The sequence below is a fragment of the Marivirga tractuosa DSM 4126 genome (assembly GCF_000183425.1).
GTDB lineage: Bacteria > Bacteroidota > Bacteroidia > Cytophagales > Cyclobacteriaceae > Marivirga > Marivirga tractuosa.
In genome coordinates this window covers 2,338,580-2,360,958 of sequence record NC_014759.1, presented here as the reverse complement: position 1 = coordinate 2,360,958, position 22,379 = coordinate 2,338,580, and the positions used below count along the sequence as shown (strand labels likewise).

27 protein-coding genes are annotated in these 22,379 nt (G+C 35.3%); 3 read left to right on the top strand and 24 right to left on the bottom strand.

Going from position 1 to position 22,379, the window contains the following annotated elements; translation table 11 throughout:
• Window positions 1-48: 48 nt before the first annotated feature.
• The 18 genes from FTRAC_RS09910 to FTRAC_RS09825 form a co-directional block, all read right to left on the bottom strand.
• Window positions 49-717: a carotenoid biosynthesis protein gene (locus FTRAC_RS09910; protein ID WP_013454105.1), complete on the bottom strand. Its 669-nt coding sequence runs from the start codon at window positions 715-717 to the stop codon at window positions 49-51.
• Window positions 714-2,180 carry a 1-hydroxycarotenoid 3,4-desaturase CrtD gene (gene crtD / locus FTRAC_RS09905; RefSeq protein WP_013454104.1) on the bottom strand — a complete coding sequence of 489 codons (1,467 nt, stop codon included), beginning with the start codon at window positions 2,178-2,180 and terminating at the stop codon, window positions 714-716. The genes FTRAC_RS09910 and crtD overlap by 4 nt, the downstream gene beginning before the upstream one ends.
• Before the next feature lie 220 nt (window positions 2,181-2,400).
• Window positions 2,401-3,624 (bottom strand): GAF domain-containing sensor histidine kinase, encoded by a 1,224-nt coding sequence (locus FTRAC_RS09900; protein WP_013454103.1) that lies wholly within the window; start codon window positions 3,622-3,624, stop codon window positions 2,401-2,403.
• Between the two features lie 527 nt (window positions 3,625-4,151).
• On the bottom strand, window positions 4,152-4,505 hold the full coding sequence (locus FTRAC_RS09895) for a DUF5615 family PIN-like protein (RefSeq protein WP_013454102.1): 354 nt from the start codon (window positions 4,503-4,505) through the stop codon (window positions 4,152-4,154).
• Window positions 4,506-4,516: 11 nt separating this feature from the next.
• Complete coding sequence (locus FTRAC_RS09890; RefSeq protein WP_013454101.1) at window positions 4,517-4,744, bottom strand: DUF433 domain-containing protein; 228 nt, start codon at window positions 4,742-4,744, stop codon at window positions 4,517-4,519.
• Between the two features lie 177 nt (window positions 4,745-4,921).
• Window positions 4,922-5,290: a helix-turn-helix domain-containing protein gene (locus FTRAC_RS09885; protein ID WP_013454100.1), complete on the bottom strand. Its 369-nt coding sequence runs from the start codon at window positions 5,288-5,290 to the stop codon at window positions 4,922-4,924.
• Between the two features lie 10 nt (window positions 5,291-5,300).
• Window positions 5,301-5,597, bottom strand: coding sequence for a type II toxin-antitoxin system HigB family toxin (locus FTRAC_RS09880; RefSeq protein ID WP_013454099.1), 297 nt, complete (start codon window positions 5,595-5,597; stop codon window positions 5,301-5,303).
• Between the two features lie 280 nt (window positions 5,598-5,877).
• Window positions 5,878-6,069, bottom strand: a complete 192-nt coding sequence (locus FTRAC_RS09875; RefSeq protein WP_013454098.1) for a hypothetical protein — start codon at window positions 6,067-6,069, stop codon at window positions 5,878-5,880.
• Complete coding sequence (locus FTRAC_RS09870; protein ID WP_013454097.1) at window positions 6,059-6,634, bottom strand: zeta toxin family protein; 576 nt, start codon at window positions 6,632-6,634, stop codon at window positions 6,059-6,061. Before FTRAC_RS09870 ends, FTRAC_RS09875 begins: the two co-directional genes overlap by 11 nt.
• Before the next feature lie 322 nt (window positions 6,635-6,956).
• Complete coding sequence (locus FTRAC_RS09865) at window positions 6,957-7,205, bottom strand: hypothetical protein (protein WP_013454096.1); 249 nt, start codon at window positions 7,203-7,205, stop codon at window positions 6,957-6,959.
• A 254-nt stretch (window positions 7,206-7,459) separates the two neighbouring features.
• On the bottom strand, window positions 7,460-7,993 hold the full coding sequence (locus tag FTRAC_RS09860) for a hypothetical protein (RefSeq protein ID WP_013454095.1): 534 nt from the start codon (window positions 7,991-7,993) through the stop codon (window positions 7,460-7,462).
• A 323-nt stretch (window positions 7,994-8,316) separates the two neighbouring features.
• Window positions 8,317-8,841, bottom strand: coding sequence for a hypothetical protein (locus FTRAC_RS09855; protein ID WP_013454094.1), 525 nt, complete (start codon window positions 8,839-8,841; stop codon window positions 8,317-8,319).
• A 277-nt stretch (window positions 8,842-9,118) separates the two neighbouring features.
• The gene (locus FTRAC_RS09850; protein ID WP_148230067.1) at window positions 9,119-9,490 is read right to left on the bottom strand and encodes a hypothetical protein; all 372 of its coding nucleotides are present in this window, start codon (window positions 9,488-9,490) and stop codon (window positions 9,119-9,121) included.
• Between the two features lie 1,080 nt (window positions 9,491-10,570).
• Window positions 10,571-10,783, bottom strand: coding sequence for a hypothetical protein (locus tag FTRAC_RS09845; RefSeq protein ID WP_013454092.1), 213 nt, complete (start codon window positions 10,781-10,783; stop codon window positions 10,571-10,573).
• Window positions 10,780-11,259, bottom strand: a complete 480-nt coding sequence (locus FTRAC_RS09840; protein ID WP_013454091.1) for a hypothetical protein — start codon at window positions 11,257-11,259, stop codon at window positions 10,780-10,782. The genes FTRAC_RS09845 and FTRAC_RS09840 overlap by 4 nt, the downstream gene beginning before the upstream one ends.
• A gap of 138 nt (window positions 11,260-11,397) precedes the next feature.
• Window positions 11,398-13,257, bottom strand: coding sequence for a DUF4209 domain-containing protein (locus FTRAC_RS09835; RefSeq protein WP_013454090.1), 1,860 nt, complete (start codon window positions 13,255-13,257; stop codon window positions 11,398-11,400).
• Window positions 13,258-13,482: 225 nt separating this feature from the next.
• Complete coding sequence (locus FTRAC_RS09830) at window positions 13,483-14,409, bottom strand: hypothetical protein (protein ID WP_013454089.1); 927 nt, start codon at window positions 14,407-14,409, stop codon at window positions 13,483-13,485.
• A gap of 220 nt (window positions 14,410-14,629) precedes the next feature.
• Window positions 14,630-15,154 (bottom strand): hypothetical protein, encoded by a 525-nt coding sequence (locus FTRAC_RS09825; protein ID WP_013454088.1) that lies wholly within the window; start codon window positions 15,152-15,154, stop codon window positions 14,630-14,632.
• A 302-nt stretch (window positions 15,155-15,456) separates the two neighbouring features.
• On the opposite strand from FTRAC_RS09825, the gene FTRAC_RS09820 reads away from it, so the two are divergent.
• Both FTRAC_RS09820 and FTRAC_RS09815 read left to right on the top strand, forming a co-directional pair.
• Complete coding sequence (locus FTRAC_RS09820; RefSeq protein WP_013454087.1) at window positions 15,457-16,317, top strand: tyrosine-type recombinase/integrase; 861 nt, start codon at window positions 15,457-15,459, stop codon at window positions 16,315-16,317.
• A complete protein-coding gene (locus FTRAC_RS09815; RefSeq protein ID WP_013454086.1) occupies window positions 16,314-17,429 on the top strand; it encodes an IS91 family transposase in 1,116 nt (371 codons plus the stop codon). Before FTRAC_RS09820 ends, FTRAC_RS09815 begins: the two co-directional genes overlap by 4 nt.
• Before the next feature lie 298 nt (window positions 17,430-17,727).
• On the opposite strand, the gene FTRAC_RS09810 is transcribed toward FTRAC_RS09815, so the two are convergent.
• Both FTRAC_RS09810 and FTRAC_RS09805 read right to left on the bottom strand, forming a co-directional pair.
• On the bottom strand, window positions 17,728-18,093 hold the full coding sequence (locus tag FTRAC_RS09810; protein ID WP_013454085.1) for a hypothetical protein: 366 nt from the start codon (window positions 18,091-18,093) through the stop codon (window positions 17,728-17,730).
• A 6-nt stretch (window positions 18,094-18,099) separates the two neighbouring features.
• Entirely contained in the window at window positions 18,100-18,882 is a 783-nt protein-coding gene (locus FTRAC_RS09805; RefSeq protein ID WP_013454084.1) for a hypothetical protein, read from the bottom strand.
• Window positions 18,883-18,949: 67 nt separating this feature from the next.
• Here FTRAC_RS09805 and FTRAC_RS09800 point away from each other — a divergent pair, with 67 nt between their 5' ends.
• The gene (locus FTRAC_RS09800) at window positions 18,950-19,183 is read left to right on the top strand and encodes a hypothetical protein (RefSeq protein WP_013454083.1); all 234 of its coding nucleotides are present in this window, start codon (window positions 18,950-18,952) and stop codon (window positions 19,181-19,183) included.
• Between the two features lie 250 nt (window positions 19,184-19,433).
• On the opposite strand, the gene FTRAC_RS09795 is transcribed toward FTRAC_RS09800, so the two are convergent.
• The 4 genes from FTRAC_RS09795 to FTRAC_RS09780 all read right to left on the bottom strand — a co-directional run bounded on the left by FTRAC_RS09795 (window position 19,434) and on the right by FTRAC_RS09780 (window position 22,235).
• Complete coding sequence (locus FTRAC_RS09795) at window positions 19,434-19,856, bottom strand: hypothetical protein (RefSeq protein WP_041649691.1); 423 nt, start codon at window positions 19,854-19,856, stop codon at window positions 19,434-19,436.
• Window positions 19,857-20,066: 210 nt separating this feature from the next.
• A complete protein-coding gene (locus tag FTRAC_RS09790; protein WP_013454081.1) occupies window positions 20,067-20,657 on the bottom strand; it encodes a hypothetical protein in 591 nt (196 codons plus the stop codon).
• A 215-nt stretch (window positions 20,658-20,872) separates the two neighbouring features.
• Complete coding sequence (locus FTRAC_RS09785; protein ID WP_013454080.1) at window positions 20,873-21,187, bottom strand: hypothetical protein; 315 nt, start codon at window positions 21,185-21,187, stop codon at window positions 20,873-20,875.
• A 313-nt stretch (window positions 21,188-21,500) separates the two neighbouring features.
• Entirely contained in the window at window positions 21,501-22,235 is a 735-nt protein-coding gene (locus tag FTRAC_RS09780; RefSeq protein WP_013454079.1) for an epidermal growth-factor receptor (egfr) l domain, read from the bottom strand.
• Window positions 22,236-22,379: the final 144 nt, after the last annotated feature.

Below are 22,379 nucleotides of genomic sequence, written 5' to 3'. Positions count from 1 at the left end.
AATTCATTAATAGTGTCTGATTTTGATTTAATTGATCTAAAAGTTAAATTAACTTACCAAAAATAAATTCAAACAAGCAAAGAATATTATTTGCCAAATTAATAGAACTAATGAAATCTTATTTTCCAGCGGTAATTTAATGATGGCATAGAAGCTGTAAATTAAAAAAGAAATAATAGCCCAGCCCACATAATTTTGAATGGGGATTTCATTGGTTTCCCAATTCCAGAAATTCAATTCCATGGCCACTGGTTCAATCAAAAAATCAATTAGAACAGTTAAAAGCGTAGCTATAAATATTTTTAGCATGATATTCAGCTTAAGAGGAAAAATGATAGCAGCAACGCAGAAGGTGATCAAAAACCAATTGATACCAATAATCATCGGAACTCCTCCAAGTTGCAGCCCTAGTGTTTCAGGATAGATATAATCACCGAAAATCAATCCAAAATTTACCCCTAGATATTCTGCCGTAAAACCAATCAAGTAGCAAAACAGGAATCCCCAAAGTAAGCTTAGGCTATAGTTTTTTTGATAGAAAACCAAGATTAAGAATGATAAGGACAGGTTGAAAGCTGTTTTTTCAATAAACCAATCTTTACTTTCTGAAAGAATCCCGAGTATTCCGAAAAAATAAAAGGCCGTAATGATTATTCCACCAATGAGCGGACGGGATTTTATCTTTTGAATAATAGTCAACGCATGTGTTTTGTTCATTTTGCCGAAGGACTTAAATCATCAATAATCTTGGCTGACAACAAACATAATGGAATTCCGCCACCAGGATGAACACTTCCGCCTGAAAAGTACAGATTTTTTATCTTTTGATGGAAATTAGGATGACGCAAAAAAGCAGCATATCGATTATTCGAACTGCTTCCATAAAGAGCTCCTTGGTAAGAGGAGGTTTTGCTTTCAATCGTCCGGGGTTCCAAAATGCTTTCTGTTTTGATATGTCTGCTGATATCAGTTTTCAGCATCCGCTCTAATTTCTGCAGTACCGATTCTTTAATTTCTGGAATTAACTTGTCCCAATCTTGTCCATTATTGGCTGGCACATTCACCATCACAAACCAGTTTTCCATTCCCTCTGGCGCATCTTCAGGGGAATGCTTAGAAGTGATATTTACGTAGACTGTAGGATCTGGAGCTACTGCTTTCTTTTTGAAAATGTGATCGAATTCTTTGCGATAATCTTCACTGAAGAAAATATTGTGCAATCCCAACTCCTCAAATTCTCTAGCAATACCCCAATAAAAAATCAAGGCAGAACTGCTTCTTTCCTGATTTAGAATAGGCTCGGGTTGCTTTTCTTTACTTAGTAATTTCTTATAGGTAGGGTAGATATCCATATTGCTCACCACTAAATCTGCAGAGATAAATTCACCATTTGCCACCACGCCCTTGGCCTCTTTATCTTCTACTTTAATATTTTCTACAGCAGCATTATAATGAAATTTCACGCCTAAACTTTCCGCTACTTTCACCAGCGTGTCCGTAATCTGGTACATCCCGTTTTTAGGATAAAAAGTGCCTTTGTTTAATTCTAGATTAGCAATTGAGGTCAAAATTCCTGGCGCTTGATAAGGATCAGAACCATTATACGTGGCGAATCGGTTAAAAAGCTGTACCAATTTTGGGTCTTTTAACTTCCTTTGATTGACTTGGTTCATGCTTTCAAACAAGCCAAACTTATAGATATTCAATAAGGCAGGAAGTATTTCTTTCGATAGAAAAGTGGAGGTTTTGTGAAGCGATTTTTCCAAAAATATCCGAGCAGATTTTTCATATTTGAATTCGGCATTTTTGATGTAATCGGTTATAGTTTTTGCTGGAACTTTGAAAACTTTTTCCACTTCAGCCCCAAATTTCTTAGGTTCGGTATAAGCAGTTATTCTTTTTCCGTCTTCCCAGAAATAGCGACAAGATTCATCTAATTTTTTATAGGGGAATTCAATATTACTGTTTTCATTTTGCAACTTGACCAAATCATCCACCAATTCTGGTAAAGTAAATAAGGAAGGGCCTGCATCGAACCTAAATCCATCTTGCTCTATAAGAGAAAGTTTCCCACCTGGGTAACTATTCTGCTCGTACACATCTACTTTGTAACCATTCTTCGCCAAACGAATAGAGGTGGCTATGCCCCCAATTCCAGCTCCTATAATAATTGCGTTCATGAAATATTTTATTCGAGATTGCCAATTTAGCTTGATTTGTTGATTTTATAGAATCATTGCACAAGGAATTGGTAAAAGTAAAACAGCAATCTTATTCTAAAGTTTTAACTAACATAAGAGTAGTGTTTTTTGAGTGTTGATCTGAATACCGTATTGAACTTCCCCGTCTTTGGACCTACTTTAAAATTTCACAAGCTTAGTTCCAAATCTAATATGAAAATTAAATACAAACTGTAAATGTGCTCCCCTTGTCAATTTCGCTATCAACGCTTACATTAGCTCCTATTTTATCCAAAAATTCTTTGGTTAACATTAAGCCAATTCCTGCACTAGACTCTCCCTCAGTTCCTTGCTGTTGATGAGAATCGGCATAATGAAACAATCTATTTTTTGTTTTATTATTCATCCCTATACCTGAGTCTATTATTTCGATAATCACTCTATCTTCGTTGGATTTACTTATATTAATTTTTACTAAACCACCTTTAAAAGAGTATTTGATAGCATTTGACAAAATGTTACGAATGCTCATGGTGAGCATATTTTTATCTGAAAAAATTTGGCACGGATTAGCAGAATAGCTCTTCTCTATCTTTAATTCTTTTATTTTTACTGGCAAAGAGAAAAATTTTATCAACTCATCCATTACAATAACTAAATCAAAGCTACTTTTTTCAGGTTTGATGTTTTTCACCACACTTTTCGACCATCCTAATAGGTTGTCCAATGCTATCCTTGATTGCGATAAATTGACACTCAGATGATCTAACATCTTGAGCATATCATCGTAATCTTTATTTTTGGGCTGCTTAATGAGTAGCTTTAAAAATTCATCTGAACTGCTTATGCTCCCTCTGATATCGTGAGAAATCAATGATAAAAACTTTGATTTGACTTCATTTAGTTCATGGAGCTCCAGATTCTGTAAAAGCGTCTGCAAATCAAGCTCAATATGAAGCTTCATTTGATTTATTAAATCTGCAAAATCCTTACTGTATTTATTCTCTTTATTATCTAGAACACAGACTGTTCCAAAGCACTCTCCATCAGGCCAGTTTATCGGTACTCCCAGGTAGGAAATCATATTAATATCAACATCGGGGTTATTCTTTCTCCATACCTTGCTTTTCTTGGCATTCGGTACAATTAATTGCTCCTGTTTTCCGATAACATTCTCGCAATATAATCCATATACCAAGTCAACCTTTTCATTTTCTTTATAGGGATTGCCCTTTGTATTACTCTTAAGAAATACTTCGATATTGTCCTTATTTAATCGCATGATCAAAGCAGAAGGGACATTTACAATGCTAGCGAGTGTGTCAATTAATACCTGCCATTTTTTGAGTGTTGCATCAACAAGCTCAGGTTTTGAATCAGAAGCAATTTTTACTTTTTTTGATTCATTTGTTTCTCGAATGTTAATTGTTGCAAAATTTTCCATAATATACCTCCCCCCAAAGGTAATTTATCAGTCAATTTAGTGAAAATTATGAGCTCAATTAATAATAAGTCTGGTTTAATTTGATTTGGATTGTTGCTTTCTACTTATTTTTTTGGTTCATTTAGTTGGCTATTCGCCAATAGCGAAGCTCCCAATTTTCTAGCTATTTCATTTAGTTCTGTACCCAAACTCTCGAATGTTTGAAACATGAGAATAACATTTCCACAAGTCATCATCTCTCAAACATAGTCGAGTCCTTCCGGAAAAGTCGTTGCAAGTTCAAAACCCTATCGTATTATGAAAATTAATTGAATCGTATTTGTCTTAACCCAAATATTCGGTTTAAGGGACTCGTTATTCTTTAGTGCTTTGAATAAATTTATACTGCTTTTTTCACAAATAAGGGAACCTTGCCGAATACTTAGCCTAAATCTAAATGAAATCATCGGTTTGGCTTTGTGGCAGATTACCTCTTCACTTTGCTAGATGCAATAAGCAAATGCATTTTTAGCAAATGATGGTAAGCGTTAATTATTTTTCTGTCTAATCGTGTTGGAATCGATAACAGTCAAATTGTGTTCAAATGAAATAGCTTTTTTAGTAAGGAGCTCTTCTAAAATCTTTGCTGTCTCTAATGGTTCAGTTGGCTGAGTCCTGATGAAAATGACACCTGCTTGCGGTTTGTATCCATGCTTGAATATTAATTCGCCATAATCGCTGTCATAAGTTATAATAGTCCTGTTCTCATCAATAGCAATCTGCATAACCTGTTCATCCGTAATACTAGGGTCGTCAACTCCAATCGCCTTAATGTCGTAAGCTTTTGATTTGAGATAGGTGATACTGGAGAATGGTACATTCTCATTAGCTAGATACTTCAAGGTGGTTGAATTTAAGAATTAGTGTATAAAAGTCCGTCCTTTAAGCATTCTTGGATGTAAGAGAAAACAGCTTGTAGTGATTCCTGATTCACTCGAGGATAATTTTCAAGAATCTGTTGTTCTGTCCACCCTTGAGCAAGTAGCCCAATGATATGCTCAACAGATACACGAGTTCCTTTTACTGTAGGTTTTCCAAGTAGTACAGTTTCATCAGCTATTATGTGTTTTCTCCATTCCATATTTAAAGGTACGAAATTTCTTATTTCTTCGTTCGCCTATGTCCGTCAAAGATATGGCTAAAAAACTTTGTCGGAATAAAAGCACTCACATTCAATCTCAGATAAAGGTAGCAAATATTGAGAATATTTAAATTACCAGCTAACCGCCATTGTTTTTAGCTAATCTTGCCAACTTTATTATTTTAATAGCTTGTAGTCGTTTATTAGAATTTGCGCTGATAGATTTAATCTTAAAGCCAAGCTGCGAACCATACCAACAGTCAACTTTTTCTTTCGATTAAGAATTTCAGACACCCTACTTTTGCCACCAATTACACCGACTAAATCCTTCTGTTTCAAATCCATCTCCTCCATTCTAATTTTAATTGCTTCAATGGGGTCTGGGGCATCTATCGGGTAATGCTCTTTTTCGTATTCATCAATAAGAAGTCCTAGAATATCAGCTTCATCACTTTCTGGAGTTCCAATTTTAGCATCAAAGATTTCTTCAAGTCTGTTGAGGGCCTCTTGATATTCGACATCTGTTTTTATAAGCTTTAGTGTCATAATTATTTATTTAAATGTTGTTGGCATCAATTTTATCGTATTCGGCATGCGTCCGAATAAAGCGGATAAATATCCACTGCTTTTCAAAATTGAACTTTACTACAAGTCGGTATGAATTTCCTTTGATGTTAAATACAACTCGTTCGTCTTTTAGTATACTAGCATTTGCATAAGTGTTTTTCACGTCATTCGGGGTTTTCCACTGACTGTTAATAGCTGTATCATACCATGTTTTGAGATATTGTTCAGAGTCAGCATGTTTTTCCCAAAATTCTCTTAAGATTCTTTTAGCAAATATTCTATCCATGTAAAAGCTTCAAAATTACAACAAAGATATAAATTTAGTTCTTAAAAAGAGAACTTTTTATTAAAGGATTTTGAGAAGCAGTACATTTTTTGAAAACTGAATTGAATACAATTAGCTTCGTATGTTCACGAAATACAGAGTAGTAAGAGTATAACTTAATGGGGGTATTTCAAATTGCAGATTTTGTCACGATTAGTATAAGCGAAGCGCGGCTTTTAGAGCGATTCATTTTTCGCCTAGCGCTAAGTTTCTTAGTAGCAAAAATGCTCAATTTTACTGTTTAACCCGCATTACGCTTATACAATGTTGTGGGTAGTATATCGTTCGGGTCTACTTCAGTAATTTTCCCTTCTCTCAATACAATCATCGGACTATTCTTTTCTCTTTTGAAGCGAACTAGCTTTCTGTAAGTCTCTTCAAGTCCTTTTACAATTTTGTCGCGTTCTTCTTTTAATTGCTCTTTAGTTCCCATAATATTTTTCTTTTAACTCCTTCCATTGCAAAACATTGTTGACTGTAATTTCATTCATCGACCCTTCTGCAATAATTTCATAGCTATCTCCAGAGTTATTTACAAATAGCCAATTGTCCACTCTTGGAAGAAATAGATTAAAGAAGTTCTTTAATCCACTTTTATATCTTCTTCTTATCACTTCCTCTGGAATATGATGCCCTCCTTCTTTTACTCTAGTAGCTACTCTGGATATAGCCAATTCTTCCGAGTCCAGCAGAAAGAACAAACAGGTTACTTGATAACCTAATTGCTTAGCTTTCTCAATAAATGCAACATAGCTTCTGGTCGATAATGTAGTTTCGAATGCGAAACTTTCACCTGCTTCCAAGAGGCTTTTAATTCTTTTCAACATCATTCTACCTGCTTCTATCCCCACTTTTTCTGGCTGAAAAGGTGAAATGCCCTTAGCAATTTCATCTGCATTGACAAACTCCTTGCAATCAAGTATTTCTGGCAGAATTGTATAAGAAGCAGTTGTTTTACCTGCACCATTGCATCCAGCTATGACGTATGGTTTTTTCATTCGAAACAAATATACAAATTAATGCCAATCTGAACGGCACAAACTATTACCCACAACGCCTGTATAAACCCCGTTTGCTATGCTAGGCTATGAAATACTGAAAGTAGTAATTTATGCTTTCTCCACAAACTGATGACCTTCATTAATTGCAAAAGCTTAGAATAATTAAGCCCTACACTTGACCAAAGCACTATCTTTGGTTGCTAGCTATGAAAAGCAAGCATAAATTACGGGCTGTCCAAAAGAAAAATTCACTACGAAAGGTTGGATTTTAGCACAGTTCATTGTTAGGCATTGTTTGTATATGTTCTGATACTCGTATTTAAAGTATGCCAATAAATAAGTTGAGGAGCATAAATATAACTAAAATAAAAGCTAAGCTTAAAAATATAGCCTTTAAAAGATTCCAGGTTCTGTTTTTCTTTTTATTTCTAAGTCTTTTTAGTTCTTCAAAATCCGTTTTTACTTTGCTAGGATCATAACCTTCATATCTACTAGTACCATTAACCTTTGATTGTTTATCGAAGGCTTTTCTGGTTGATTCCTTCTTCATGTGACTCATAAATGTCATAGATACAAAGTTAAATAATTAGAAATATAAAGCTTTATTATGCCTAACGACACTGTATGAAGCGTGGCTGATTTAAATGTACAAAAGTTTCAAGTTACTAACTAGGCAATCCGCAGGATTGCTTACTAAATTATTTCAACACAGTAAGTCAATCCTGCGGGTTGACGGGCTTCCTACGAAGAGCCAAAGTGTCAATTACCTACCGTCCAGCCATGATTTCATACAGAATGTTGTGTGTGGTTTCAATTATTCATTTATTTGATGTAATCTAACTTTTCTTCCAAAGACATACTGTCAGGTAATATTATTAAATTGTTTTTACAGCATTCGACTTTCAGTGGATCATTTTTGGTTGCAAACTCAAATATTTGGGGAGGATCAGGTAGTACTGCTTGGTATTTTCTAGTTTCAATTCTTCTCTCCAATACGCCACCCAGGATTTTCTTATTTACTAAAAACCAAAAGCAACCTGGTCCAGCTATTTGAATTCGGTTTTCCAGCTGAATATTATAATTGTCAAAGTTCCATTTTTTATGTATTTGAGATTCATACCCGAAGATCAAATTACTATACCAGCCAATTATAACTACTCCTGCAATGACGCACACAAATAATATTTTAACCCAAGTTTCAGGAAATAATATTGTCAAATAAACTGCCCCAGATAGTCCAAATGCAGTGAGTATGATTTCATTTATTAAGTCATATGAAAATGATATTTGAAAAAAGATTTTTAATACAATGAATATACTCGTTATGATAAATACTATTTTGAGTAGCTTTTTCATTTTATATATCTTTCAATATTTTTTAAAGAATATAAATCACAGGTAGCTGTAATCTTTTACTTCTTTGTATGAGTAAAAACTTCTTGAATTGGCTTTGTAAACCAATCCTAATTGTACCGAAAATTACACACAACGCCTACATAAAACCTGTTTGCCAGTGTAAGCTATGAAAAGCTAAACTAAGCAATTTATGCTATTTTCACCAAGGCTCCCTATTGATTAGTGACGAGTACCTGTTAGCTCAGGAATGCTGCCACAAAGTGCAAGCATAAATTGCTGGCTTTTACTACTGACTTTGCTACAAGGTGGTGAGCAAATTGGTTTTATGTGTTGTTACCTGTATTTTTAGAATGAGAGTTAATTTTTGAGATTTTCTTATTTAGAATATTAGCCAATTCGGTAGGTTTGATATCTGAATGCTCTAAATTAATGAATACTATTTTAGATTTTTCCTCTGGAATATTTAAAAACGTTTTCTTCCATTCTTTTAAATTACTCCTTATCTGCGAATCTTTTTTTAAAGAAATTCCTAATAGATAATCGTTGTATAAACCACTATAAATGTTGCATTCTACCATGTCTTGGATAGAAATGCATTCGTATTGAGGATTGTCATAAATAAATAAATCATTATCCGTTATTTCAAATTCTGGATTAGCTGAAATGATTTTCATCATAGATTTTGGAACACCTGAAAGACCAACTACTGTTATTACAATGAAAATAATGCCTATAGCTATTTCTCCTTCAAAAACTGCATAAATGCCCCCGAAAAAGAACATCAGTAAAACAGGAACCAAAAAAATAAACATGGCTATACTTTTACCCTTCTTTCTATTGATTATCATTTGAATTTAACGTTCATTACAGGTAACGCCTAGCTAAAATGCGTTTGCTACACTTCGCTGACGAAGCACTAAAGTAGCAAAGCCAAACCATAACTACAATTGCGGAGCAGTAAAAAGAGCGGAGCAGTTTATCTCTCTTCTCTATAAATGAAAATAAATGTTTGGCTTTGTGGAGAATTACCAGCTCAATTTGCTAGAAGCAGTGAGCAAATGCATTTTTAGGTAATGTTAGCGGTATTTTCTATTATATAAATCTTGGTCTTAACTGTGAGTTTCTCTAGTGTGCTGACTTTGACTTTCTAATTTTCCAATTTTTTAATCCTTTAACTGTACCCCAAAGGATTAGAGAGACTATCAGAATCCAAATTCCTGTAACCGCTCCTTTTGTAGAATCGCTAGCACCTTCAGCAATTATTGATGGATTTATGTCGCCAGAAGCTGCCACAGCATCAAATACTGATATCATATTGAGTGTCTGTTCAATCAGACCAAGCAAGAAAGCAAATAATCCAAATAACCATATACTAAATAGTCCAACAGTATCAGGTTTATCAGTCTTTGATATTTTAATAGTTTTCACAATAGCTAGAACAAAAATAGAAATACAGCAAAGTATTATCATGATGTCTACGTAATTAATATTTGTCATATTCATCGGTATTTTCAAAGTCTAAATTATTGAAAACGATTTTTCTTAAATGTTTAAATTTACTTCCATTTTGCACTCACATTACCGCTAATGTAAGCTATGAAAAGCTAAACTAAGCAATTTATGCGGTTTCTACCAAGGCTCACTATTGATTACCGTAGAGTCCCCTTGAAAACAGAACAGTTGTTACAAAGTGAAAGAATAAATTGCTGGCTTATTCACAGCATGTTTACTATAAGTTGCTGAGAAAATAGGTTTTATGGAATGTTGGCGGTTTTTTTTATTTCAAAGATGAAAAGAAGTAATAAGTTGAGAGCATGAATACCCCCAAGGTAGCTAAACAGTAGATTATATATAAAACAGGGGGAAAGCTAATGCTAATTTTTTGGTTCTTATACTGAGAGTATAATTTCTGATGATGCTCTTTGAAATAAAAGAAACCGAAAATTATGATTGTGAAATATGATACTGGAACTATGAAATAGGTTAATAAAGGGAGCCAGTTTATGGAGGAAAGATTAAAATTGAACATCAGGAAGAATACAACATAATAGATTACTATAAAATTGAAGAAGAAAAGTAATGATGATATAAATGCTGAGGCTGAGCCTTCAACTCCTAAGGCACTCGGTATTTTTTGCTTTAAGGTTGAGTAAAGTTTTATATAAAAAAGGTTAAAAAATTTTTGATCATCTCTAATTTTGACTAGGATTTAATTAATGTATTGAAAATCGATTATTTTACAATCATTATATTTTTATTAATTCTTTCCATTTCTATGCTCTACCGTTAGCTCGCAAAGTCGATGGCTTACCTATATGTGGAATTACCGCTAACGCCTGTATAAAACCCGTTTGCTATACTAGGCTATGAAATACTGAAAGTAGTAATTTATGCTTTCTCCGCAAACTGATACACTTCATTAATTGCCAAAGCTTAGAATAATTAAGCACCATACTTGAGTAAAGCAATATCCTTGGTTGCCAGCTATGAAAAGCAAGCATAAATTACGGGCTATTTAGCAGTTAATTTGCTACAAGGTGGTTAGCAAATGGGTTTTATACCTTGTTAGGAGCTGTTCTAGTAACTCATTAGAAAGTATAAAAAGAAAATAATTCCACCTAAAACACTTCCAATTATTCTTAATGAATTATTATTTGATTGATGGTATTCCTCATAATCAGCCTGCCTTTCTTTATCGGGATGTTTAATGATTCTACTCAATCTTAAAGCAGAATAAAGGAAACTTAGCGAAATTACTAGTGGTATAAATGCGTATATTCTTTCAATCATTTTTGATACTTTAAATGTTTTTTTATTTCATTAAAGTTCTCTAACATACTAGGTATATATAAAATATCCTGATTGGATATAAAACAAAATCTATCAAAATAATACTGTATTACTGGTAATACTCCCTTTCTTACAACCACTATTGCATTTCTATGAGATTTAATTCTGCCTATTTGGGAAAACGGAATTCTTACAGTAATAAGGCCTTCTCCTTTTCTAATAATTCTATTATTTTCGATAATGATTTGTGTCTTTTCATAAGTTTTCTCGCCCGTTCTTGCCATCCATACTCCAATTCGTACTAATGATACAGCGATCACTATACCTGCACCAATCAGTGTAAATGACCGAATTTGGATAAAGAAAACAGAAATTAAAAATAATGATGCATAGACGTGAATCAGTGAAAATGAGATTAATCCTTTTTTGTAATAGTCACGAACTTTATTTTGATCGATATAATACTCTCCTACCATTTGTTGCTCCTAACGTTAAGAATATGGGGCGTTGGGGAATTCAAGGCTCAAAACTACCAATTCCCTACATATTTTCTTAAATGTAATCATTTTCAACTTTAGCACTACTTGCCCAATGATCTATATTTAGTGTTAGGTTTAGTCATTTTTATTTAACGTAAAATCATATTTGGAAATCCTCAATAAAGTCACAAGTAAAAGATTGATCTTGTTCAAGTCGTATTCCTTTTCGTTGTAAAAACAATGCGCCACATTATTCCTAATGTTTAGCCCTTCATTTAGAAATAGGTATTCGAAAAGTAGTCTGTCATCTTCATCGAAGTACTTTTTTATAATCTCATTTCCTAAAATGTCATGTGCATAGTTTTCTTGCATTCCTTTCTTTCCTCTAGTGCTTGTTGAAATGTTCAACCTACTGCTGAAGTCTCTTAATAATCCTTCAAACTTCAAGGTCAAACTATCTATGCATAGAACATAATTCGGTTTGTAGTATTTTGCATTTAATGAGCTTTCACTTTGAACAAAGTATTCGACTACAGAAGGGGCTATAAGACCTATCCAATTGGTTTCAACCAAATCTCCGCCAAGGTCAATTTCCGTATAAGGTTTCCCTAACCAAGAATTTTTCAAAAACTCCAAATAATTTTCAAATGTTAAAACTCGTTCTTTGATTCCTTTTGCAAAAATCTGTCTCAAGAATGGTAGAACACTTAATTGAATTCTAAGGGTGTATTCTTGATACATTTTATCCGATCCTCCTCCTTGAAAACTTCGTATGTTCTTGTTTGAATCAAATTCAATGGTTCTTGACATGTCCATCCATTTTTCCTTCTGATTGCTAACAGCTTCTTTGATGGTGGCAAACTTTGGAAAATAGACACTACTGCTCAAGTACATGTAAATTTTAGATGGATCTAAGGTCAGAAGCCATTCTATTTTTTGCCTAGTTTCCTCCTCATATGCTTTAAAAAGCTTTGATTCTTCTTCTGATAACTTAACCTCTATTCTATGAGAAGGGAGTTTTACATTTGGTTTTAGTTCATAATAGGCTTGTTCTATTTCCTTTCGCCTTTGAATGTTTCCTGAATTCCCGAAAGCATCAATTGCATTGGCATAATTATCTTGTTTTATCCATAATCGGTCAGGACTTTCTTCATCATTTGCCATCTGCACATAGCACTCACCAATTTGATCATACCAATACTTATTGTCAGATTTTGTTTTCGAAGCAATTCTTAATGCTGTTGGTAAATAATTATTGACCAGTAGAAAATGGTCAGTCCGTTTATTTGCTCCATCTAGTTCTTTTTTAAATAAATTAAGAGACCCTTTAAAATCTTCAGCTTTGAATATCTTGGGATGTTTGATCATATCATCCAATATCGAATGCTTCGCCCAAAATGAGACTTCAGAGTCATTCAAAAGTTCGGAGGTTAGCAACTTAAGTGATTTGACTTCCTCCTTACATTCAGAAATAAGGCTACAAGTCAGTTCATATTTTGTAACTGCTTGATAGAGATACTTCCCATCAGGTTTTTGCTTGGATAATTCGATGAAATTCCTAACAGCATTTAAATAGTTGACTATTGCAACTTGAGCATATTTCTTATTCTTAATTCCTTTTGGCCCCTTCCAAAGAATGTGGTTGTACCTAGCGATAAGTAAAGCATTCTTAGCTTCTTGTGCACGTTTTTTGATGTATTCAAAAGCTTCAGACTGGAATTCATCCAAGTTTGGATATTTTGGAAATTCATCTTTTTCCTCATTGAAAGAATACGAGAATACCATTAACTCTAAGCCTCTAAATTCAAAAAGGAAGCACTCCAATTCCCATTGAGCTTTTTGTTTTTCCTTACTGATTACAGTCTGATCTCGATATTTGACGAAAAGATCTGTGATATCCCAATTACTGCTCAGTTTTGATGCGTTTTCATCCAAATAACTGTGAACGTCAGTTAGGCTTGTAAACTTACTTATATCCAAATCCTTTGTTCGCATAGTTTTGAATTTCGTAATTATAAGTTATAAAGATCATTTTGAGCAGGGAGAAATTAAACCTAACGCTAAGGCTATGATGAGTGGGGCTTAAAAACCACTAAGCTTGCCATCTGCACACAGCCACAGCATTTAATAAAATTACAAATTGTGGCTGACTTTCCAAGCACCATCAAAGTTTCCTGACTGATGAAACCCCATTCATTCATAGCTAGTGTTACCCATAGTTTAGTTATTATACATGTCAGGAAACTTATCTCTTCCGTATTTATGGAATGAGTTATCATATTGATAGTTCTTCTTTTCGAGGTAGGATAGGTAGTCTGACAGATAGATAGCAGATTTAGAATTTGGATGTTTATCAATAATATCTTTGTATGCTTTTATTAATTCTGGTCTGATATTTAAGGAGTCGCTCCAATTATGAATTGGGGTATTGTCCATTCCAAACATCAAATAAAATAAATGCATTTTAAATTGGTCATTCGCATAATTTGGTAGCTCAAAACCTTTATGATTACTAGCGAATTGTTCCCAAAACAGCATTCTCTGAATTAGTTCGGAGGTGGATATAATAATTCCGCCATCTTCTGCTAGTGGATTTTTAATTTCTTTTGAATATTGAATCCTAAATGTATTCATCCGTTCGCTCAGGTAAGGGGAGAATTTTTTCAAAAACTCAGGGTCTTTTTCTAGAAAAATCATTCCCTCGGAAATTGATATATAAAAACCTATATTTTGAATGCTATCTTTAAATTCTTTCGCCTCTGTATCAATTTGGTCTTTATCTGCATAAATTAAAGTGTTGTATGTGTCATATTTAGGATTATCAAATAGAAGTGTATTCATATTGTCTTGATAGGCCGTGAAAGATTTCAAAAATTCAGCAAATAAACTATCATTTATCTTGGAAGAGCGGTTATCACCATTCTGTTCGAAGTTTGTGAGTGTTAATAAGGTTACAGGAAGTTTAGATTTTTGAGACTTTGATTTTTTGTCTTGATTGGATTTAACAGAGTCTAGATTAGCTACAGTGTTTTTATTTTCTAACGAATCATAGTCTTTAATAACAGCTTTCGTCTCGTTTTCCTCAGAACTTGTTTTAGTCTGACAGCCCAAAAGCACGAATAGAATAAATGTGATTATTAGTCTCAAATTATATAGTAGTTATTATGGGTAACGCCACTGTATAAATTCGTGGCTGATTAAAAGTATAAAAATTTGCGTTAACTACCGAGGCAATCCGCAGGATTGGCTTATTAAATTATCTTTTCACCAATAAGGCAATCCTGCGGATTGCTGGACTATCTACGAAGAGCCAAAGGAACAATAACCTACAAACAGCCATGATTTATGACAGGATGTTGTGGTTTATTTATCTATCCCAGCCATCAATTAGATATGTCTTTTCGGTCAGTTTTTGTTCTTTACCATTCTCAGAAGATTTGAACCAGAGCTCAAATCTTGCAGGATAATATTTTTCAAATGTCCCCTCATAAATAACTGATTGTCCATTGTACAATTTATACTTTGATGAAAATTCATTGATGGAATGCATTGTCCTCTCGGTAAGTTCGTCTGAAGAGAGTCTCTCATTGGTAGTAACTTCAAAGGCTTTAATGTATAACTCTCCTTTTTCTGTCGGTTGATGCCACATGTAGAAGTCATAACCAGTGTAGCCGGAACCAATAATTTCAATTTTGCTGTCCTTTGCTTGAATTGACTCGAGGGAGTCAGTCTGAACAGCAGTAAGATTCTCTGGCGCTATTTTAAAGCCATGTTCTTCTGGTAACTCGATGTTCGAGAATTTTCGGTCACGGGCTGACGGGCCAAAATAGCACCTCTCCGCTAATATGAATAGGAATCCAATAATTACCAATGCTATCAGCCTGATTTTCATATGCTCTAATTAACCACAACGGCCAGCTATGATGAGTGGGGATTAGAAAGCACTAACCTTCCGTCTCGCACATAGCTACGCCTTGATTTAAATTTAAAACTTGTGGCGGACTTTCCAAGCGCCACAAAACTGTCCTGACCTATAAAACCCCATTCATTCATAGCACTTGTTGAACGAACCCGCCTAAGGGCGGAAGCCTGCCGTATTGTTCAGACTTCCGTAACTTAGGTTGAGTTATTCATTCATTAAATTCTAAGTTATGAAAAAAAAGTAAAACCCTTATTGAAAAAGCCTGTGAAAACGTGCCGGGCTTTGGCCTGCAGTACAAAAGGCTGAGAAGAAGTATCGATATTGCTGGAAAGAGCCAAAGTACCTTGACCAACTATGGGAGATGTTTGGCGCACATGGGCCTGTATTTTGAATGTGATTTGCTGGAACTCGATGACGAGCAGATCCTCGATTATTTGTATATGCTGAAGTCTAAAAGGAAGACCCCTTCCGATAGCTTTTTCATGCATACCGTTTACGGACTCCGCTATCTCTATAGGATATTCGAGCAAAGGGAAAGTAGGGTGATATTGCCTTCCATTGAAAGACAGAAGGCTCTACCCGTTGTATTAAGCCAACAGGAAGTGCGCTTGCTTCTGAAGACGCCCAAACTGCTCAAGCATCGGTTAATGATGGCCCTGCTTTATGGTTGCGGATTGAGGAATTTTGAGCTTTGCAACCTTAAAATTGTCCACTTAGACTTGGAAAGGAAACAGCTTCATGTCCAACAGGGCAAAGGAAGGAAAGATCGGTATGTTCCGCTTTGCGATTTGCTGGTTCGTGGCGTGAACACTTACCTCCAAGCTGAAAAACCCACGGAATACCTTTTCAACGGACAACCTGATGAAGATGGGGGACATACCCAACTATCCACACGGGGAGTGCAATGGGTCATGCGGCAAGCTAGGCAACAATCGGGCATCAAGAAGCAAATTACCGCCCATACCCTGCGGCACAGTTATGCGACCCATTTGTTGGAAATGGGCACCGATATCATGACGCTCAAGGATTTGCTCGGTCACGGGGATATTCAGACTACCTTAGGTTACCTGCATGTAGCAAGAGTGGGCAGGGCATTGCCCTTTTCTCCTTTAGAGAAATTGTACCAGTCATGAGGCCTGCTTTTGAAGTACAGCAAATCCTGCAACAACAGCTGCACGAACTGCCCGTACTGATTGACAACAGCTGGAAGCGAAGGACGTTGTATGCCCTGGCAAAATGCCGGACCTCTGCAATGGGAGGGCATATCGACCGTTGCGACAATCCAAAATGCAAGAAACTTCACCTTAGCTACAACAGCTGCCGCAACAGGCACTGCCCAAAATGCCAGGGTCACCTGCAACAAAAGTGGGTACGGGAAAGGGAAAAGGACCTGCTCAACACTTCTTATTTCCATACTGTATTCACCTTACCTGACACACTTAACCCAATAGCCTTGGGAGAGCCCAGATTGCTATATGCACTATTGTTCAAAACAGCTTGGCAAGTGGTTAGAGATTTTGCGGCCAACCCTAAATTTATGGGAGCCCACAACGGCATGATTGCCGTGCTGCATACTTGGGGACAGAACTTGAGCCTGCATCCCCATTTGCACTGCATTATTCCAGCCGGGGGACTGGGCAAATCTGGAAAATGGAAAGAAGGCAAAGGAAAGGGCAAATTCCTTTTCCCTGTAAAGGCCATGAGCAAGGTATTCCGGGCAAAGATGGTGGCCTCATTAAGAAAAGAAGAATTGCTGACCAAGCAGGAAGGCCAAAAGCTGTTCAAGAAGAACTGGGTGATCTATTGCAAGCAACCATTTTTTGGACCTGCCCAAGTGGTGGAATACCTAGCCAGGTATACCCATAAGATTGCTATTAGTAACCACCGGTTGATCGATGTGGACAAGGACGGGATCAGCTTCTCTGCCAAAGATTACCGAAAAGGGGGCAAAAAGCATGTAGTGACCTTACAGCCAAAGGAATTTATCAGAAGGTTTGCCATGCATATCCTTCCCAAAGGCTTTACCAGGATCAGGCACTATGGTATTTTATCGGGCGGATGCAAAAAGGAATGCAAAGCCATCATTGATGCACAGATAGGCAAACTGGAAATTGTAGCCATCGAGTTTAAGGACACATGTCTAGGTATCTGTCCATCCTGTAAAAAAGGAAGGCTGCAGACGGTGGCCGTATTCGACCAAAGAGGGCCACCAAAGCACTGGCTCACTCGATTAAAGTCACATTAAAAAACCAAACGGCTGTGGGCGTCACAGGAAAGCTATGCCCAAAAAGCACCAAATGACCCGAAAAATGGCCTTTTTTAACCTTACAAAACCAAAAAGATCAAATCGACAGTAATGAAAAACCTGATTTGATCTTTTCTCCAGCTCAAAAGCACCTGCTTTTGAGCCTTGAAATCCACCAACACTACTTCGGTTTTCCCATAGGGGCTTGCAGTTCTTGCCAGCCTAAGATTCGCTCAACATTACATTCATGTTGGGTCGTACCGACCACACGAATGCTTAGTTGTTGTGTGTAGTTTTTTTACTTCGTTTCGTATTGGTGCTTACTTACCTCCAGAGCGCTTAACTCCTCATCGTTCATATTAAGTAGAATCTTCGCAAAAGTTCGATAATCTGCCATTGGCTTGAGGTAGTCAATAATTAGATATTGAATGAAAGGGTGATTCAAATCTTCAATTTTGAGTTGTGAGTATCTTTTTCTTGACTTAGGGTATTGCTTCCAAAATCTTTTGTTCTGATCATACTGATAATTGGTTATCAGTTCACATAAATCATTAAATAAGAGGTTCGGAAGTTTTCCATCAGTCAGTTCGAGAAAATGTTCGCGGATCTTCTCACTAAATTTTTCCTTGGATTCAAGTTGATGTTCAGACGAGAATAAGTTCATGAGCTTTTAATTCTTCCACCCTAAGTTTTCTTCAATTGATAAAATCTTAAAAATTTGAAAAGCAAATTCCGAAAATCTTTTAATAAGCTTTTCAAACTTCTTGTAATCCAGTTCTATTAACAATAAATCATCGAATACGGGTTTTGAATTGAATAAAAATTTAAATATTCCAGAGTGGTGCTCTGATTTATTAATTAATTCTGATTCAATTAATGATTCTTTATGAGTTATTGAATGCCTTACTTCAGATAAGATTGTCCACAATTCACTGAATTTGATTTTCAAGTTATTTTCCGAAGTAAAAGTTTTAAAGGATTCTCCACCAGCTTTTTTGAGCACTTTGAAAAGATTGGCACCTCCTGGCATTTTCGTTCTTGAGAATGATGATTTTTGTTTTTTTGGAAGAAGTGAGATAGTGTATTCTCGTAAAATTTCATCATGACTCATTCTTTCAAAGAGAGAATCCTTTAAGAATCTTTCAAATGACTCAAAAGATTGAGAATAGAGAAGACAAAGTTGTCTTGATAAAATTCTATTAATTTCTGTTTCGTAATTGTCCTTTGTGGTTTCAGCAACAATGCCAGTATGAAAATTGATTTCCCACCCATTGTCAGTCGGGCCAGTCCAATCACTGATGACCAAAGCTGAGGCAAAATGTATTTTGGCTTTTTCGGAAGTGTATTCCTTTATGTCTTTTTGAAATACTTTGGTGATTCGTCCGCTTATATGTCGGTTATAGAGAAGATTCTCAAAGAATTGGTCGAGATATTTCCGATACTTATTTGTCATTCCCGTAATTACACACAACGGTTACGGCTATATTTCAGTGCGGATTATTAACTATAAATTAAATAAAATGAAAGAATTTAAATACAAACTAAATGAGTACATGGAAGCTCATGGGATAAAAGGAACCATCGAAGAAGAAAGCACCACAGAGGATTTTAAAGCTGGTTTTTATGCAGCAAATGGAGCATTGAATATAGCCCGTGTTAGGCTTTCGTGCTTTCAAGAAGTTTGGCAAAAATGGTGCGAGGTAGATGAAATGGACTTTGATAAATGGCTACATGATAAACTGCATGAAGCCTAACGCCTGTATAAAACCCGTTTGTTACACTAGGCTATAAAATACTGAAAGTAGTAATTTATGCTTTCTCCACAAACTGATACACTTCATTAATTGCAAAAGCCTAGAATAATTAAGCACCATACTTGCCCAGCGCACTATCTTTGGTTGCCAGCTAAGAAAAGCAAGCATAAATTACGGGCTATTTAGCAGTCGCTTGGCTACAAGGTGGTGAGCAAATGGGTTTTTATACAATGTTGTAGCTCGTCTTTACTCATTTAGAAAGTTCCTCAACAGCAGATATTTTCTGTCCTCGCACTTTATTTTTAACTACATCGGTAAAATCAATGTCAGCTAAAATCAATGTATGCAGGTCTTCATTGTCAATGTGCAGTCCGTGTTCCGAAATTAGAAGCTGAGCGTCAACAAGTAAATGAGAATCTGCACCTGCAATCTCTGCATCAAGCAGGTCTTTGAGTCTTATCGGTAGGTTATTGTCCTGTGCAATTGACATAGATTTTATAAGTCTCTTTGTTTGTCTATGAAGCGGCAAATCCTTTTTGATTGCAGGATTCATTAATTCCTTGAAAGTCAGTGAAACACCGACTTTCTTGAATTGCAACCACGGATTTACATAGCTCCAGACAAGAAGAGTTATTAAAATAATGAATGCTATAATTACAAGTAGACTTTGCATGGTTATGAGCTACAACGCCACTGTATAAATTCGTGGCTGATTAAAAGTATAAAAATTTGCGTTAACTACCGAGGCAATCCGCAGGATTGGCTTATTAATTTAATTTTCACCAATAAGGCAATCCTGCGGATTGCCGGACTATCTACAAAGAGCAAAAGGAACAATAACCTGCTCACAGCCATGATTTATTACAGAATGTTGTGCTTAGTTTTATCTTGGAATGTATCTCCATTTTCCATTTTCTTTCTTTATCAGTAAAGCCATGTTATAGCCACCCATTGTCCCGACATTGGAACCAATTCTGTAGTCAATAACAACTATTCCGTTTTCTTTAGGCTCATCAAAGCATACACGAGAAAAGCTAATAATTGAATATTGTTCTCCGGATTTTAATTCAGTATTGGAATTTGGCATTTGTTTGAATGGCTGTAGAAGTTTTATTTTCTCTTTGTCAAACTCCCTATATTCAAGCTCGTCAAATTTTCTGGAAGTAACTATCTCTCTGAAAATAGAGGAATTTTCTGTTCCAAAGTAATTGTCATCAAACATCCATTCGTTATCCTCTTTTATTTGAGCTATTGGTAACAGTGCGTCTGAAATATATACCTTCATTTTATGATCATTCGTAGTATCAGTGGAACTGTCATAATTTGGACCTGATGGAGCTAATTTTGGATAGTGAGTTAGAAAATCATTTGCAAAATCTTCAATAGCTCGAGATTCTTCTTGTTCGTATTGATCAATGGATTGACAGTTGGTCAAAAAAGATAAAGTGAAAATTATGAGTAGTAGTTTCTTCATAGTGAAGTAATTAAGCACAACGCCACTGTATAAATTCGTGGCTGATTAAAAGTATAAAATTTTCAGTTAACTACCGAGGCAATCCGCAGGATTGGCTTATTAAATTAATTTTGACTAATAAGTCAATCATGCGGATTGACGGGCTATCTACAAAGAGCCGAAGCTACAATAACCTACTGAACAGCCATGATTTATGACAGAATGTTGTAGGTAGTTTATTCTTCAACACTGACTAAATTCTTTAAAAATCTTGGCGGGAATGATTCTCCTGCTGAAATAGAATTCTTTAATCTATTTACAAAATCTATACAACCTGCTTTTGCTATATGAGTATCCAATTTACCTGAAAATAATTCCTCCAACGAGACTACTTTTACACCAATGTCTGAATGATGGTCTCCTGCTACCATTATAAATGGTTTTTCAGTCTCATTGATATCGACACCCAAAATATACGGTCTTCTGTAATTCTCAGATACTTTCTCATATTTTCGACCAATCTCATAATATCTTTTATCAAGTGAACCCATAGTGTTTGGAAATCTTATGCTATAGACATAATTGACTCTGTCTTACTGTGATAATTCTGAATAAGGTTTGGAATATCAATAATTTGCATTCAACTGATTTTCATGAATTTTCTAAATGTCTCGGCTCTAACTGTAACTTTCAAAGTAAATCGCTTGGCTATATACAGGATTACCTACAACGGTCTCGTATAACCGTCAGTTACGGGTTAATATGCGTTAATTTTCGGTTTAGCACTGACTTTGCAATTCCGAGTGGATTCGGACGTAGTCGAATCCGCCGTAATTGCGGTTATACATTGTTGGCAATAGTATTTTATTCAGTGCAGTTTCCATTCAAAATATCCTCGACTGTTGGGTTATAATCATTTTGTCTTGCTCCAAATAATTCAGGGTCTGGATTTTGTTCTAAAAAATTACTTAAAATACAAAAATCATTTAATAAGTCGTTTGAGTCAAATTGAAGTCGATTAGTGGAAACAATATTTCTAAGTCCAGTCAAATCTATCAAGTTGATATTATTTAAAACTAAAAACCTTGAGACATTCTGTAAACTTTCTATACCATTGAAATTTTCTAATCTGTCATTATGTGAAATAAAAAAATCGCCACCTACTTCTGTTAGTTGATCAAGGCCGTTTAAATTTTTTAAATCTGCATTTTGCTCGATGATAATGCTTGACGTTATTTTTGTCAAATTATCAAGACCTTTTAATGAATTAAGGTTTAAATTATATGAAAGAGTGAAAAACTCAATTTGAGATAGGCCCTCAAGACCTTCAAGTGATTTTAACTCATCGTTGTATCTTATGAGAATACCATTGACTTTTTTTAATGTTTCTAAGCCTTTCAGGTCTTCTATATCTTCGGTGTAGTTAATAACAAGGTTGCCATTAATTTCTGTATATCCTGATTCCGAGAAAGATATTAAATCGGTTTCTGAACGGATTTCATAATTGCCTTCATAAATAGTAGAAGGCTCGATATTGGTAGCATCGTCACTGCAAGATAGTGTAATTAAAGTCAATAGAATTAAGGTGAATTTTTTCATTTTTTGATAATACTTTGATTGAGATTTTCTACTTTTATATTATTGCCAACGCCTAGCTATGATGAGTGGGGCTTTGAAACTACTAAGCTTGCCATCTGCACACAGCCACAGCAATTAATAAATTTACACATTGTGGCTGACTTT